General features: G+C 53.6%; 10 protein-coding genes. 4 read left to right on the top strand and 6 right to left on the bottom strand.

Features of this window, described 5'->3' with window-relative positions:
* Positions 1-113 precede the first annotated feature (113 nt).
* The 4 genes from ACR0MP_RS13105 to ACR0MP_RS13090 all read left to right on the top strand — a co-directional run bounded on the left by ACR0MP_RS13105 (position 114) and on the right by ACR0MP_RS13090 (position 9273).
* Complete coding sequence (locus tag ACR0MP_RS13105; RefSeq protein ID WP_170736171.1) at positions 114-776, top strand: hypothetical protein; 663 nt, start codon at positions 114-116, stop codon at positions 774-776.
* 308 nt (positions 777-1084) lie between these two features.
* Positions 1085-3979 carry a calcium-binding protein gene (locus ACR0MP_RS13100; protein WP_480886633.1) on the top strand — a complete coding sequence of 965 codons (2895 nt, stop codon included), beginning with the start codon at positions 1085-1087 and terminating at the stop codon, positions 3977-3979.
* 354 nt (positions 3980-4333) lie between these two features.
* Positions 4334-6928: a hypothetical protein gene (locus ACR0MP_RS13095; protein WP_170407096.1), complete on the top strand. Its 2595-nt coding sequence runs from the start codon at positions 4334-4336 to the stop codon at positions 6926-6928.
* Positions 6929-7389: 461 nt separating this feature from the next.
* The gene (locus tag ACR0MP_RS13090; protein WP_480893777.1) at positions 7390-9273 is read left to right on the top strand and encodes a heparinase II/III domain-containing protein; all 1884 of its coding nucleotides are present in this window, start codon (positions 7390-7392) and stop codon (positions 9271-9273) included.
* A 204-nt stretch (positions 9274-9477) separates the two neighbouring features.
* On the opposite strand, the gene ACR0MP_RS13085 is transcribed toward ACR0MP_RS13090, so the two are convergent.
* The 6 genes from ACR0MP_RS13085 to ACR0MP_RS13060 form a co-directional block, all read right to left on the bottom strand.
* Positions 9478-10395 carry a lysylphosphatidylglycerol synthase domain-containing protein gene (locus ACR0MP_RS13085; protein ID WP_170736163.1) on the bottom strand — a complete coding sequence of 306 codons (918 nt, stop codon included), beginning with the start codon at positions 10393-10395 and terminating at the stop codon, positions 9478-9480.
* A 2-nt stretch (positions 10396-10397) separates the two neighbouring features.
* A complete protein-coding gene (locus ACR0MP_RS13080) occupies positions 10398-11228 on the bottom strand; it encodes a class I SAM-dependent methyltransferase (RefSeq protein ID WP_170736161.1) in 831 nt (276 codons plus the stop codon).
* A 13-nt stretch (positions 11229-11241) separates the two neighbouring features.
* Positions 11242-12426, bottom strand: a complete 1185-nt coding sequence (locus ACR0MP_RS13075) for a glycosyltransferase (RefSeq protein ID WP_480893774.1) — start codon at positions 12424-12426, stop codon at positions 11242-11244.
* Positions 12423-14099 carry a hypothetical protein gene (locus ACR0MP_RS13070; protein ID WP_480886629.1) on the bottom strand — a complete coding sequence of 559 codons (1677 nt, stop codon included), beginning with the start codon at positions 14097-14099 and terminating at the stop codon, positions 12423-12425. The genes ACR0MP_RS13075 and ACR0MP_RS13070 overlap by 4 nt, the downstream gene beginning before the upstream one ends.
* Complete coding sequence (locus tag ACR0MP_RS13065) at positions 14092-15081, bottom strand: glycosyltransferase family 2 protein (protein ID WP_170395047.1); 990 nt, start codon at positions 15079-15081, stop codon at positions 14092-14094. Before ACR0MP_RS13065 ends, ACR0MP_RS13070 begins: the two co-directional genes overlap by 8 nt.
* A gap of 278 nt (positions 15082-15359) precedes the next feature.
* Positions 15360-16322 (bottom strand): LysR family transcriptional regulator, encoded by a 963-nt coding sequence (locus ACR0MP_RS13060; protein WP_170407114.1) that lies wholly within the window; start codon positions 16320-16322, stop codon positions 15360-15362.
* Between the last annotated feature and the right edge of the window lies 1 nt (position 16323).

Here is a 16323-nt window from a genome sequence, read left to right as displayed (position 1 = left end):
CCTTTTTCGCGTTGTAATGAAGGGGTCGGATAACCACCTTTTTGTTATACCCGAGGAGGAAGTTTCTAAGATTTTTTGGGTGCTAAACAAAGTGTGTAACAAGGAGAAATACAATGAAACATGTAACCGCTACGAGCTTCGAGAAAGCCAACGACGATGTCATCGCCGTGCCCCCGATTCAGCCTTTTCCAAAGTGCGGAACCGAGGTGCCAAATGATGGTGAAGACCTGGTGGCTGTAAATCCGTTGCCGATTGATCCGCTGGTTGCCGATCCCATCGAAGATCTGGTTGCCGTGAACCCGCTGCCTTTTGGTGCGGTTCCTGCCAGTGAAGGTGACGACGTCACCGCAGTTTCCCCGATCATGCCTGACCCCCGGTGTGGTACCGAGGTTCCGCAGGATGGTGAAGACCTGATCGCAGTAGCCCCGCTGCCTTATGGTGCGGTTCCTGCTGGTGAAGGTGACGATGTGACCGCAGTTTCGCCGATCATGCCTGATCCCCGTTGCGGCACCGAAGTGCCACAGGACGGTGAAGATCTGGTTGCAGTGAACCCGCTGCCCTTTGATCCGATCGTTCTGGATCAGGGTGATGACGTCATCGCTGTACCCCCGATCCTGCCGCTGCCCAAATGCGGCACCGAAGTACCGGAGGATGAGTATGACCTGACGGAAATGGCGCCTCCGCCGCTGTGCGAGATCGTACCGACTGCAGGCGGCGAAGACATCTGCGGAACCCCCGTTCCGACCGACAGCTTCTTTTTCGATATGGTCGCCTAAGTGGGGCGAAAACTCAGCGATCATCTATCGCTGCACAACCAAAATCCGGGCGTCTTAGTTCCTGTTGAAACGGACGCCCGGGCAAACAAAGGGAAAACCAAACTCACCGGCTGGGGCCTGAAACAGGCGCCAGCCGGATTGCTGGTTTTCTCAGGCCGTGGATTCCATTTTTGTCATACTTTGTAACAACTTAACTGGCTTTCGCCTGTTGAGATCAACAGCCTGAAAAACCACATCTTTCCTATGATCTGTGATGCGTATGGGCCCGAACCTCGGGTGTCGACCATCCAGGAAACAGGAGGAAAGAAATGAAACATGTTAGCAAATCAAATTTCCAGCCCAACTCGGCGAGCACGCTCAACATATCGGTTGGTCTTGGTGAAACGGATGACGATCCTATCGTGATCCCGCCGGTTAGTCTGCAGTCGGAAGAAAGCAGCGAATTGCAGGACTACGTCTGGGAAGATTCAGCCTCGGACGACGAGACTGTAGCCAGCAACAAACCTGATATTCCCGTCTGGACCGGTGGTAAATCACCTGGCGATGGCCACAGCGGTTGGTGGGATAACTATGGGACCCATCTGCATGACACCAGCGGCACCTATGTCGGCCGCGATGTCAAAGCCCGTGGTGAATACAAAATGGCAGACGGTGAGGTGAGCTTTGAAAACCTGATGCACCGTCTCTCAAGTGGGCAAAGCAAGGGGACATATCTTTACACCCGTATCGAAGGGAATGATGGGGATAACGTCATCCACGGTTGGAACCCCGAAAACTGGGATAACTATGATGGCGGCACCTCGATCAAGAACTACTATTCCAACTATCATCATCGGGACAATATCTCGGGCGGTGACGGTGACGACATCATCATCGCTTATCGTGGGAACGACCAGTTGTTCGGTGATGCTGGTAATGATGTGATTTACGGCGGCGGCGGCCACGACTACATCGATGGAGGTGAAGGTGATGATCAGCTGTTCGGCGAATCCGGCAACGACAAGATCATTGGCGGCGGAGGCAAGAACATCCTTGTTGGCGGCGAAGGCGATGACATCCTGATTGCCGGGAATGAAGGCGACAAACTGTACGGTGGTACTGGTAACGACCTTCTTGTCGGTGGTGACGGTGATGATGTCCTGTTTACCGGGCATATCGACGAAACCTCTGCCGACACGCTTTACGGTGGAAAAGGGGCCGACACGTTCGTTATTGGCTCTGTGCCTGAACCAACAACTCATGATCCCAACCATAACCAATCGAATGGTCTGGGCGAAGAGTGGCTGGAAGAGGCAGGTAATCTGGCACTCGCCAAGATGCTGCCGGGCGCGAAGCTGTTCATCAACCTTGCCAGAGGCCTGATCGACGGGATCAAGAACATGTTCAAGACCGAGGAGCAGGTTGTCGAAACCGTCAACCCGCCGAAGGTGTCTCTGGTCGAGATCCTCGACTTCAACCCGCTTGAAGACAAGATCATTGTACCAGTCAACGTGGAGGGGCCAGTAACGCTGGACCTGCAAGCATCGATCGTTGATGGCGCGGCATTCGATCTGGTCGCGCTTGATCCGGCCGACAACAAGTTCAAGGTGATTACAACCTTCTATTGGGATGAGGCGTCGAACATATTTCCGGGCGCAACAAGTATCTCGCAGCAGAACACAGATGCCTTCATTCAACGGTTGAAAGAAACTGCTCTGATCACGGGGCCGGATGGTGCGCATTATGGCTTGGGCCAAAAGATCGACCTTGGCCTGAGTAGTGAAGACCTTGCAGGTCTTGGAACCAGCAAGTTCGTCACGTTCGGGGCGTTCGGCGGTGTTTCGATGGTCGGCTTTCATGACGAGGATCGTCAGTTGGGAACAAACCACAACGACGTTCTGCAAGCCTATACGTCCGAGCGCGATACCCACGGCGGAAACGAGGCCGAAATCCGCAATGACGGCAATGATGTTCTCTACGGCTTTGGCGGTGACGATATCATGGCTGGCGGTGGCGGCTTTAATAAGCTGTATGGTGGAGAAGGCAATGACACGGCCTGGTATGGTGACAGTCTGAGCGGCATCTATGTCGACATGAACAACAAGGCGGAAGATGCCAGCGGTGAGTATTACTGGGCCTGGCATGGCAACAGCGCCAATCCGTTCGATCTCAATGACGAGATTCGCGACAAGGAAGGCTATGATCTGCTCTGGAGCGTCGAGAACATCTATGGCAGCGACCATGATGATGTGATCATCGGCGACGACGGCGATAACGTCTTCACCTCGGGTGATGGCAAAGACGTGCTGACCGGTAACGGAGGAGCTGACACCTTCATTCTGAACGGCGGCGAGAACACGATCACCGATTTCGACGCCAGCGAAGGCGATCGGATCGAGATCGACCTCGACGCTTACGGGATGTCCGGCTGGTTCGATTTGGATCACCGCATCGAAAACGGTCAGATCGTTCTGTTCAATAAGCTGACAGACGAGATCATCGTGCGCTATGACGATGACGGGAACGGATTTGACCCGTCATACATCGACCTGCGCAGCTTGGTTGGCAACGATGAAGAAGGCTATCAGGTTGTCTACGAACCGCCCTTTGGTGCAAACACGCTGGAGTGGTTCGAGAAGTATGGCAACCGGATTGATGCCGAGGTCGGCGAAGAGCTCGTTACCGTAGATGGCACCGATAGTTGGGACTACATGATCGGCGACACCGGCAGTGGTGGATTGACCCTGAATGGTGGTGCTGGTGATGACTACATTGTTGGCGGTGCGCTCAATCAGTTCGCTACTCTGAACGGCGGCGACGGCAATGACACCATCGTGATCCGCAAAGGCGCGATGATCACCAATGCAAATGGTGGAGACGGCAACGACGTCATCATCCTTGATGCAGACCAGTCTTCAGAAGCCGGGTTTGCCAATATGTTCGGTGGCGAAGGCAGCGATACTTTTGTCATTACCGGCCCGGGCAGCCAGTATGGTGGTCAGGTGATCCGGGATTTTGAGGCTGACGACTCGATTGTTATCGATCTGGAAGGGTTCGGGATCTCGTCTCTGGATCAACTTCAGATCGAATGGCGTTCCAGCACTCACTGGGTCACGGCAAATGGCCAAAAGGTGATCAGCGTACAGGGTGTTGATGAGCATTTCGATGTCATGCAGCACATCAGCGAGCTGACGGCTCAGCAATCACAGGATTGGGGTCTCTGATCATCGCCTGATTACCAAAAAACGCCTCAGCCGGTCTGGATCGGCTGAGGCTTTCTTAACAGTTCGATCTGGCAATAATGCAAAGTTAATTATTGCGACATTCCAAATTTGGCGAAGACTCGCGCAACTGCACCGATCTTTTGCTCAAACCCCGCTATAACCCACTGACGTACAGCGTTTTTTAGCGCATCAAAAGGTTGGCCTAGGCCCGCATCCGCTCAGATTAATTCGTTAATGAACTCTTAACGTGTCCTGAACTTCTGACTTGTTACGCAAGTTGGGCCTGAATTCATCGGGCTAATAAAGCCGAAATACTTGGGCTGAAACAACGACAAGATGGGAGTCTGTTTCAAGATGAGTAATGGAACATATGAAGAATTTCGCGACGCTTTGCGTGCATTTGAATCTGGTTGGGATCGAGATCGATACGACGCAGGAATCATTCAGGATTGGCAGCTGAACCAATGGGCGGGAGGGGCCGTTGACGACTTCTATCCAAGCTATTCCAGCTGGTCTGATCTAAGCAGTGATGAATGGGACGCGATGTCCTATCGCTCGATGAACTCGCTTGGTTTTGTTGGATATCAGTTCGGCGAGGCGCTGTTAATTGACCTCGGGTATTACACCGATGATGTCTATTATGGGAATGGCGCGGCTTCGAACACCTGGGATGGCACGTGGACCGGTAAGAACGGGGTGAATTCGCTGGCAGAGTTCACAACCGCCGAAGCGCAGGAGCGCGCGATTCAAGAAGCTTTTGGCTACAATCTTCAAGTCATCGAAACCGGGCTGGGCTATCAGGGAGAGAGCCTGTCCGACTATCTCGGCACGACACGCACTTATCTGGAAAATGGCCAGGCCGTCTCTGTCACGCTCAGTCTCACTGGCATAATGGCCGCCGCGCACCTGCGGGGGGCATGGGGTACGTTGGCTCTGCTTCAGGGTGGAAGTGTATCCACCGATGAATACGGTACTTCGATCCTGCGGTATGTCTCGCAATTCGGCGGTTATGACGCGCCGAGTATCGAAGACGCTATCAAGGTATACACCGACGGTGTCTTGCCCACGGATACAAATGGCGGCACCGATAACGGGAATACGTCGCCGCCCGTTGTCCCACCGGTCATACATCCGGAACCCACGGAACCGACCGGCAACGGGACTGCTGACACCACAGAAGATACTGCGGATGTGGTGATTAACTGGGCTTGGGGCACGAATGCAACGATCCCGGATTTCGACCCTACGACCGATACGATCTTCATCGCATGGGTCGGTGCAGACGCGTTGGAGGTTGCCGAGGTTGATGGCGCGGTTGTGTTCTCGATCCCGTCCAATAACCAGGCCACGACCCTCAGCGGTGTGACACTTGCTGAGCTGAGCCCGGCAAACTTCACTATTCTGGACAATACCGCCGCAGCTGAAGTGGTTGGGCTGATAGGCACTGATGGCTCAATGCCGACCAGCGGTGGCGATGGTGGCGGAGACGGTGGTGGCGGTGGCCATAGCCACCAACATATGCACGTCATGCTGGGCCTTGCCAGCGAGGCACAGACGGTCGAAGGCTTCCTGCCCGCGATGGGAGATGTCATTGAAATCGGACCGGACATTGGGGCTGATAACTTCTCGATTTTCGAAGAGAGTGGGGACGCTCTGGGGCAGACCGTTAGAATTGAGCTGACCTCGGGCAATGTAACCAAGCAGATCGTATTCACTGGCTTTGGCCTGTCCGATCTTTCGCTTAGCAATTTCTCTATCACGGATCAGACGGTGTTGAACGAAGTGTCCACTGCTTTGGGGCAAGTTATCGTCTCGCCGGGAGAAGGAGAGGGCTATGACCTCAGTTATGATGCAGACGGGTCAAACCCGCCCGCGATCACCGGCAATACAGACACGGGCGGGGTGAAATACCGGGCCGATAGCAACGCTGACGACATAACCGGATTCCGCCCCGGTGTGGACGAGTTGGACTTTGGCGGTACGTCGGTTCACGGCATGATCGTCACCAAATCCAAGGCCGGCGAGATTGTTATCGACAGCCCATGGTCGGACGCGGCGCAAATCGTGCAAGGTGTCACCTTCCAGGACGTGACCATCGACAGCTTTGGTGTGGTCGGCAACGAACACCTCCGTCAGGATATGGGCGGCGTTCTTAGTTGGGAGCAGGGCGTAGGACCTCGCGATGCTGACACAGTCTATGTTCGCAGCCACGAATATGGCGTGCACGAAGTTATTGACGGCTTTGATCCTTCAACGATGAAGATCAGCTTCCTGTATTTCGGAACCCGCGAGCGACTTAGCGTCGAGGACAGTAGCGATGGTCTGGTGATCTCATCCTTGCCGACCGGACAAAGCATCACGCTGACCGGCGTGACCAAGGCTGACCTGATCCCGGGTCTGGTCGAATTCCATTTTGATCAGGTGATGGAAGACAATCTCGAGGTACCATTTGGCTTTGACCAGAACGATGTGACGTTGGTTGCTCGCACCATACTGCTGACCCCACAGGCTCCTGTCGGGGCGACGACAGACGGTTATCAGACACGGGTCGGAGATCTGACAGGGGGATCGACCCAACCAGATATCGGTAGTGGAACCAACGAACCCGGAAACAGCCAAACACCAGGAGTTGTGACCTTCGGCGCTGAAGCGGATGTGGCAGAGCTTACCTGGGACTGGGGGGTAAAGACCCAGATTATCGGTTTTAATGCCGATGAAGATATCATCGATTTCAACGCTTTGAGCGAAAGCGATGTGTCGGTCACCGAAATTGATGGCGATCTTATCTTTGAAGTTGTCGGAAATGGCGGCCATACCGTTACACTTCAGGATGTTCAGGCCGAGGATCTGGATCTTGGTAACCTGACGGCTGATGACTGGAACAGTGTTGCCGAAGCAGAAAGCGCCCTGACAGACCAACTTGAAGCGCTCGGCATGTCCATCGCCTGAAGCACTCCAATAAGTGGTTCCCGGTCTGCGCTAGGCCGGGAACGAAAACAAACACATGAAAATCGATGGGCACTGGCCTCGTTTCCGGTTCGGTTCCGTGATCAAGCCATGCGACCATAATATTAATGCTCGGATCGCTTGCGCTAGGTTCTCGTGGCTGGCTTTTTTACGTTTGTCCTTTCGGCTCTACTTAAACATTACTCCAATAGGCTGCCGGGCGGGGCGTTTAGCATATCAATTTGCTAAGCTAAACTAATCGGATGTCTTTGACAGAATTTGGCCACCGCTGCAGAGTCGGGTTGCAGGCGTTTCCAGTGCGGAAGAAACCCATGATCGCAACCGTTAGAAGTGTGAATCCGATTAAAGCCCTCTTTTTGTTCGTTTTGTCCTTCGCTTGTTTTTGCGCTACAAGCGCTTTGTCCCAAAACTCAGTGCCGCAAGTCGTTCTAACGGATGAGATCGTGCAGCGCATAGAAACAGAGCGCGCAGCCGATCAGGTATTCGCGGCTGACTATCAGGCATTGATTGACAGTGCAGAAGCGCATTTGCAGTCGCCTACTATTGTTGAGGCAGTTCGGAATGGAGATGGTCAGCTTCACGAAGCTTTTCGTGGATTTGGACAACGTCCGGTCGAACGCCTCACCACATTGGCTTTGGCTTGGCGATTGACCGGTGACAGTCGATATGTTGATCGCGCCAGAACCGAGCTCTTGCAGTTTTCGGAACTGGAAACATGGCAGCCCGCACACTTTCTGGGATTAAGCCGTGTCACTTTGGCGGTGTCGCTCGGATACAGTTGGATTAGTGACAATCTGGCCGAAGAGGATCATCAGACTATTCGATCGGCACTTGTGGAGAAGGGGTTGAAAGAAGCCGCAAAAATCTACGATCTGGATACGCTTTATTATGACAAGGGTTGGGTCGCCCCCCAACGCTGGGTGAATCCAGTATCTGTTCCCGCGTCGCTTCCTGATGGGACGGCTACTGCGGATATCGCCTGGCCCGTTGCATCCTTCAACTGGAACATCGTTTGTAATGCGGGAATGATCGTCGCTGCTCTGGTTGTGTCAGAAACAGAACCGGAACTGGCTGATCATATTATTGAGCAAGCGCAGGTTTCACTTAGAAATGGGTTGGCAATGTTCGCTCCGGATGGGGCTTGGCCAGAAGGACCGATGTACGGGGCTTTGTCCGCCCGGGACGCGGCGGTGGCGTTTGATGCGCTTGTTTCCGTCCTCGGGCATGATTTTGATCTCTCTAAAATGGTAGGGTTGGAGAATTTTGGTGAGTTCCTGATCCATGCATCTGGGCCAACTGGCATGCTGTTTAACTTTGGAGACAGCGATACAAGCACTGACCTTGTTGTATTGACCTGGTTGGCGTCGCGGTTCAATCATCCGGGCTACGGCACTAAGATAAATAGCAAAATGCGGTCTTCCCATCCAGCATTCGAGCTGATCTGGCAGCAGCGTCGCAATAGTGAACCAATCACTGCCCGATCAACATCCTATTGGTCTGGAGGGCTTGGGATCGTAACCATGCGGTCTGGTTGGAATGACCCTAAGGCCAGCTATATCGGCCTCAAGGCTGGCCCGCTTAGCAGCCATCACAATGACCTTGATGCGGGCACCTTTGTGCTTGAAGCCGACGGTGTACGTTGGGGGGTGGATCTTGGGCTCGGAAATTACCAATTGCCCGGCTACTTTACTGACAAACGTTTTGACTATTATCGAACGGCCACGATCGGGCAGAATACACTGACCTTTGACATGGCAAATCAAATCGAAACGGGGCGGGCCTATGTTGAGGAGTTGGCGCAGTTTCCGGGTTTCGATTTTGCAATCGCCGATCTTTCAGACGCCTATGGAAAGCCCAAGGGAACGGTCAGACGAGGAATAGCTCTTGTCGACGGAACGACAGTGTTGGTTCAGGATGAAATTAGCTCTGATCAACGGGGGCGGGTGGCGTGGGCAATGCATACCGAAGCGCAGTTAACAGTCGATGGCTCCAAGGCCACATTGCGTCAGGATGGGAAAGAACTAACCGCGCGCATTCTGTCGCCGCCAAACGCCACCTTCTCTCAACTTTCAGCCAATCCTTGCGAAACGGCATTCAATTCTGAATGTGCGATGCAGAATCCGAATTCAGGCGTTACACGGCTCATGATCCAGCTTGATCTTGATGAAAGTGACAAGCGTGAAACCATTGTTGTTACTTTTGAACCTGATGCACAGGCCGCAAACAAGCCGGTCATCCCGTTAGGTGAGTGGCGACTGAACGCGACCCTCTCGAACGATGTTGTGAAAAAGCACATTGATCGGTTGCCTGCTCAAAACTCACGATAGGTTTGGGTCAAACTTGAACGACCTCAACCCTGGCTTTGGGCGATGCTGGGTGCGCTCAAGGAATGTAGTACGCACCAGAAGTCGCACTACGTTTGGAAACGAATAGAAGACGGCACCCTAGCGCCTGAGACAGCGCATGGCGACCTTCAGATACGATAGACTCCGCTGCAAATTGTCTGGCTGACCTGATCCAAATTTTGAAACTTATACAGCTTCGTGCTCACTACTGCTTAGATATCGGCGCAGGGTTAGGCCAAGCCCAAACACAGCTACATCCCCCAGAACCGAGATCGCGCGATGCGCGATCGCAGCGCTTAGACCGACTCCCTGATCAGTGAAAAGGCCAAGTCCGATAGCTATAATTCCGTCTCGAATACCGATACCACCGGGTGCGCCCGGCATCAGAAAACCGATGACCCAGGCTGTCGAAAAGATTGCGATGCATTGCAATATACCGGCACCACCCTGAGGGTAGATCGCCCGTGCGACACACCAAAGTGACAAACCCAGCATCAAAAAGTTGAAGCTATGCAGAAACAACAGGATCAAGCATTTTGAAGATTTAAGTTTCGGTTTTCCCGCTTTGCGCCAGATTACAATCTGGCCAATCATGATGCAGGCCAGAATTCCGAAGAAGATGATTGTCATCTGTCCATCGAGCCAGGATCCTGGAAGGTCTGCAATTACTGCGGCGACAAGATCGGGCATGGTCAGGAGCACAATTCCGACGACCAGAGCACCGCTGGCGAGCAGAAAACCGATCTCGAGCAAAAGAGATGACGCAATAATTGCGGATGGCACTCCATCACTCCGTGCGAGGGCGAAACGTCCCAAAAGGTGGGCAACATTGCCGGGGATGTATTTCCCGATCTGCGATACCATTAACTGACTTTCAGCGCGTGTGCGCGGTAGGGCAACGTCATAGATGTTTAGCGTCACCCCCCAAGCCACAGCACCTACGAGCTGCGACAGCACATAAAGGGTAAACCCACCTAGCAGTGCATAACGGGCGCGGCCTGACCCGAGGTCGAGCACTGCAATGTCTCCTGCGTGTCGAACCAGAATGATTCCGATGAAGATCAGGGCAGCAGCGGTGCCGATATAGCGCAGGGCGGTAGCCATGTTTAGTACTTACGCGCGACGATGATGTATCCAATGCCACGATCACCGTTAAGGAACACCTTTTGAACTTTCCAGACTAGCCGCATTGTCAGCGTTCCGAGCAACGAGCTGTAGAAAGGCCAGATAAGCGTCAGTAGGTTGCGATCCGAACCGCTAGCGCTAGTGCGGTCGTCTTGGTTCATCTTTTCGCCGCGTTTCTGGGTCTGTTTGGCATAGACCCGAGCAATCAGCCGTTCCATAATATTTGCCAGAGGAAAGCCGTAGCACTGGACTAGCTCAATCTTGAAGCCAGCCATTTCAACCAAGTCAACAAGATCCTTCCGCCGGTATCGCCGGTAATGACCTGCCCAGACATCGGCTGGGTTCCAGCGTTCGGGATGTGCTGGGACAGAAACCATCAAATGACCGTCTTGTTTCAAATAGCGTGCCCATTCGATAAGCGCCGCTGAGTCGTCCTCAATATGTTCCAGTACTTCGAAAGCGACTAGATGATCAAAGCTTTCCAGCGCTAGCCCCTGACAAGTTTCGCGAATCTCTACTTCTCTGGTTCCATCCAAAATTGCCGTGGCAATACGTCGGGCCGAAGTAGACTTATCCACACCAACCGATGAAAACCCCATTCCCGCCAAGTCGTCTAGCAATGCACCAGCCCCACATCCGATTTCTAGAAGTCGTCCGGGCATCAGCCTTTGGGCCAGTCCAAGAATAACATTTCTCCGCATTAAGTAACGCGGGGCCGGCACCCATTGAAGAGCCGGAATAGCCAGGCCGAAATGCCTATGCCTGATTACGGTACCGTAATGGGTCTTAGTATTGCGGCGGGATTCTTTCATGTCGACCACAGTTTTATCCGGCTTGAGGTGCACAGCGAAACAGGTATCCGCAAAGAGTCCGCGCGATCTCCTGGGGCTGGGCCATTTTCAGTTTGTCTTCAGGCATTACCGGATAGCCCTCGTGCCTCAATTCAGCGATGGCATCCAGCAGCGCTTCGGGATTTGAATGAGGGATAAGCTTCACCCCGAGAGCTTCGGTGCCGAATGTTTCGATCATGGCAGGTGAGCTCCGGGTGATCACTGAACGCCCTGACAACAGCGCCTGATAAACCTTGTTCGGCACTACTGACGCAGCCTTGCCAGAGGCGCCAAAAATGCCGAGGCAGATGTCGGCATTTGAAATTGCCTCGGTCAGTTCCTCATAGGGAACCCACTTCTGCCAGGAGATATGATTATGCTCCGCATCCACCAGAGCTGTCTCGAGCAATAGGCACTCTTGCCCGGTGCCAATCAGGTGCCAATTGATATCGCGACCTTGATCCGAGGTAGCTGCCGTCAATATCGTTTTAAGCCCATGCAGCGGGATGAGCTGTCCATAAAACAACACTCTAGTGGGACCGTCGTGGCGCGCAGGAGGAGGCAGACGCTGGAAGGATCCCGGCTCAGCTCCCACCGGCACTGCTCCAATCCTGGATTCAGGCAAATTGAAGATCCGTGCAATATGCTCGGCATGCGCCTTTGTATCGAGCAAGACATGATGCGCTGCCCGACAGGCCAGCCATTCAGTGACCCAAAGCATCCGGCCCGGCAGTGACTTGGCCCCAACCATACTTCGATCGTTAACGACAGTGTCGTAAAGCGAAAGGAACATGTCCCAGGTGATCTGCCGCCGACGTAGCAGGGCAAAGGGCCACAACACCAATGTATCGAGCGCGCCAAGATAGGGAACCATCACTGCATCATGACGAGGCGCACGCAAATAATGCAGGATCAGAAGCGGATAGGCCAAGAGCGCGCTGAACAACACTCGGATCATCACAGCCATGTTCAACTGGCTTTTATCCGCGTGTTTGGGCCAAATCTCTGCGTGGATTTCAATTACTTCTACGCCGAGCTCTTGCAATCCAGTTCGGAGAATTCGAGTACGGGGTTTGCTAAGATCATATGTTCCCCAAAAAATCACCCGCTTGTTGCCGGGCTCAGATGGTATCGGAGTGGTGCTGACCACCGGAGGGGAAAGAGGCATATCGGTATTCATAGCGAAAGCACCCGGAAGCCGGTATAAACCTCTCGATCCAAGCTTTCTGGTGCGACCGGCGCCACACCAGTATCCCAGATCAGCCTGACAGCAACACCTTTCGGTCCGTTGATTGTTACTGCTTCTGCCCCAATGCTGAGAATGTCTCCAGATGCGACGGCACTTGTGTCAATCTGTACTGGCTGGCTGGTTTCGACCCGATACCTCCCGGGGAACGGAAGTGCCAATTCAACCGGTTCGCCGGTCAGCGTCACTGATCCTCCGGCAAGCCAGATCGATCCCGAATAGTGCACATATGACTCGCGTAATATCTTGTGGTCCTCAGGCAGCAGCACAGGCTCGGTTCCATTGGCCGAACTTGGGTCCATCGTCAGCGTCAGAGCAGTTTTGTTGGTGATAAGTAGAGGCGGCTGCTGTTCTGCGATGATTTTGGCAAATACGGGCTGGCCCGCCGCCTGATAGCGTGCAACGCCCCAGCCTGACATGAAGAAACCAGGATTCGGGAAACTTGCGATCATGTGGCTGTCATCAATATAGGCGACCTGATCTGGGAAAAGGCGATGAATTTCCGCAATAGTGGCGCGTTGGTTTCCTGCACGATCTTGCAGTGCTAGGGCTGCCTGGACAAAAAGCCCCGCAAGCATCACCATCACCAGTTGTGCCGAGCGTCGTGATGATCCAAGCCTCTGTGCTCCGATCGCGACGGCTGCCATCAGGAGTGGGGTAGCGAAGGGGTAAAAATAGACAAAGGCATTGCGATAGATCACCACCGAGAGGAGCGGTGCAGCAAAGAGCGCAATCAGCAGAACCCGCCGAGCATTCCGACCGGCACACAGTCCGATCCCCACAAGAATGATCTGTGGGAGGCTGAGCATAGCCCAACTAATGAATTCAGTTGATCGTGGGAATATGCCGCTTTTCAACAGCGTCGTATTCAGCGCGTCCTTTGCATTGTTTGCCGTCTGGTTGCATTCGGCGACGCGAAGGCCAGACGCATGCCAGAGGTAGAATGACACGCAAATGCCAGCCGCCAAGATACCCGTGATAATGATGTGCCGTACCGCTATTCGATCTTCGATCCTCCATATCAGCACGGCCAGAAATGCGGGCAGATAGAGTGCCGATTTGATCGTAACCAGTACGGCCAGAGCGCTCAGAAGCGCTGCCGCCAGTGTTTGCCAGACAGACAGGCGCGTGGTCAGCAAGATTGCAATCGAAGAAGTCAGTAACGCCGCAGCAATGGGATCGGCACGGAAACTGGCGCCATAGGCCAAAACGTAGCCTGAAGTCAGGAAACCCAGAGCAGCGATATCGGCAAATCGCTGTTCGGTAAAATACAGGGCGATACGGTGCACAGAAATTGTGGTCAGCCCGACGCATGCAACCATCACAAGCCGGGCTGCAAATATCTGTTCCATCTCATGACCCGGCAGCGCATCGAGCCATGTGAAACCATGCACGAAGAAGGTCTGCATTGGACGGTCCAATCGACCGTCGAGGAAGGCATGGACATGTGACAGGAAATAGAATTCGTCCCAATTCACATTGTGAGTATACGCCAGCACCAGCATAAACACGAAGACAACGACAATGCTCGCACGTACCACTCGATCAAGAGTGATAGCCCCTACCAATCCGGCGTTTCGCTGATCGCCTAGCGCCGGATTATCCATTCTCTACCGCCCTGACCGGGTCGAGGGAAATTACTTCAGTAGGTCTAATCGGCGCGCGCAGCAACTCTCGGGCCCGGATGTCTTCCAGCAGACTACGGTTGGTGGCGATAAGATCGGCCAGGATACCAACGGCGAACAGTATCGTGGCCATTGCCAGCAGCACACCGGACAGAACCAGCGACTGAACATGCCCGGCCCCCCCGTCTGTCGCGTAATAATAGAGAAATCGCCCAACCCCGATTAAGCCAGGCAAGGCGAATACTGCCGAAAGCGTCAGGAAGAACTTCAATGGTGCATAGATCACAAAAACGCGCAGAATAGTTCTTGCTGAGCGGGTGACATACTCTCCGATACCTCTGAACAGACGAGACGGGCGTGTTACCTTGTTGACCCGAACAGGCACCGAGGTCATCGGGATATGTTTGCGTCCGGCCTGAATGATGGTTTCCAGAGTGTAGGTATAAGTGTTGACAACACAGAGTCGGGCAGCGGCATCTCGGGAATAGGCGCGAAATCCGCTGGGCGCATCAGGGATTTCTGACTTGCTTGCCAGTCGCACGACCCAACTGCCCAGCCGCTGAAGGGTTTTCTTCAACGGCGAGAAGCCCTCGATCTCTCTGATCGGGCGAGCGCCGACCACGATTTGTGCCTTACGCTTCAGTATCGGATCAATCAGGGCGGGAATGTCGTCTGCGCAATACTGATTGTCTGCATCGGTGTTGACGATCACATCGGCGCCCAAAGAAAGCGCATACTCGATGCCGGCACTGAACGCACGGGCGAGGCCGACATGGCTGCTCATTTCCAGAACGTGATCAGCTTTGGCATTCCAGGCGACTTCAACGGTCCGATCGGTGGAGCCGTCGTCGATGACCAGTACTTCAACTTTACTGACGCCAGGAATCGATCGGGGAATTGCCGCGATCGCTTCGGCAAGGGTTTCCTCCTCGTTAAGCGCCGGTATTTGGACGACAAGCATCATGATCATGCCACATTGATAACTATTGAGTGCAATTACATTTTATTTTGGGACAAAATTGTGTCCAAAAGGGGTAATTGTTGAGCCATCTGAAACGGTTGAAACGCTCCTTTGAAACAATTCGTATGAATATTCGATGGTTGGTGCGTCATCGGTGCCGACCGAAAACTGCGTTACTCTAAATCAGTGAATTCCGACCAGCCGTCGATCTTCTCAAATCAACTTGACGCTGTAAATCGCTTCGAGCGATCAAGAGATCAACTCATTGGGGCCGATCAGTTTTACTCACGCCCGGCCTGGAAAATCCATTCTGTGTGAGGGTTCGCCTTCACGTCTTCCAACATTTTTAAGACCTCGGCTTTCCATCCAGCTTTGATCTTTAAAGCCAGTTGAGACGGCGGCCGGTGGTTGGGTTCAAGGATCGCGTATTCATATCTGAGCGGTTTCTTGAATGGCAAAAAAGCGACCTTTCCGTCGGACAGGTTCAATCCTTGCTCGGTCACGACGGTCAGCGGATCAACGATGCTGCAACATTGCCCGGAGCTGACGAAGGGGATGAGCGGCTGAAAATACTGGCAGGTCACTGTCGGATTGTACTCAGCACCGACCTCCTCGAATTCCTGCCGGATTTTGCGCTGGAATGGGTGTGACGCATGCAAGCCGCCCATGGGCGTATCGTTCAGATCAGACAGTGTCAGGCTCTTACGCGAAGCAAGTGGGTGGGTGCGGTCAATGGCACAGAAGCAATCTGCTTTGATTAGTTCGGCAGAGTACTGCGGTTCTTTGCCCGCTGAATGTTCGAAATCAGCAAATCCGAAGTCGATGTTCTGGGTCCCTGCAAGCTCCATGATCTGAGGTGAACTGCGGGTGGAAAGAGTGATGCGAATATCGGGGTTTTCTCCGACCGACTGGCTGATGAAACGCGGGAACAAAAAGGCGGACGGCCCGGGCATCGTTGCGATGTTCAGGCTGCCTGCATGCCCTTTGATCAACCCTTCCATTGTGCTGGAGATGGTGGCGAGACGGTCCAGAATGCCTGTGGTTTCGGCCAGAAGGTAGTGCGCTTCAGGAACCGGAACCAGGCGTCTTCCCTTGCGTTCAAACAGGGTCAGTCCCAGCGTTTTTTCCAGGTTTTTCAACGCAAGGCTAATCGCCGGCTGAGTGCGATTCAGTTTCTTGGCAGTTTGCGAGATAGAGCCGGTCTCCATCACTTCGCGAAACACTGTGAGCTGAATAAGGTTCATG

This window comes from Ruegeria sp. K3 (genome assembly GCF_056531845.1).
This window is presented reverse-complemented; position numbering and strand designations above follow the sequence as displayed.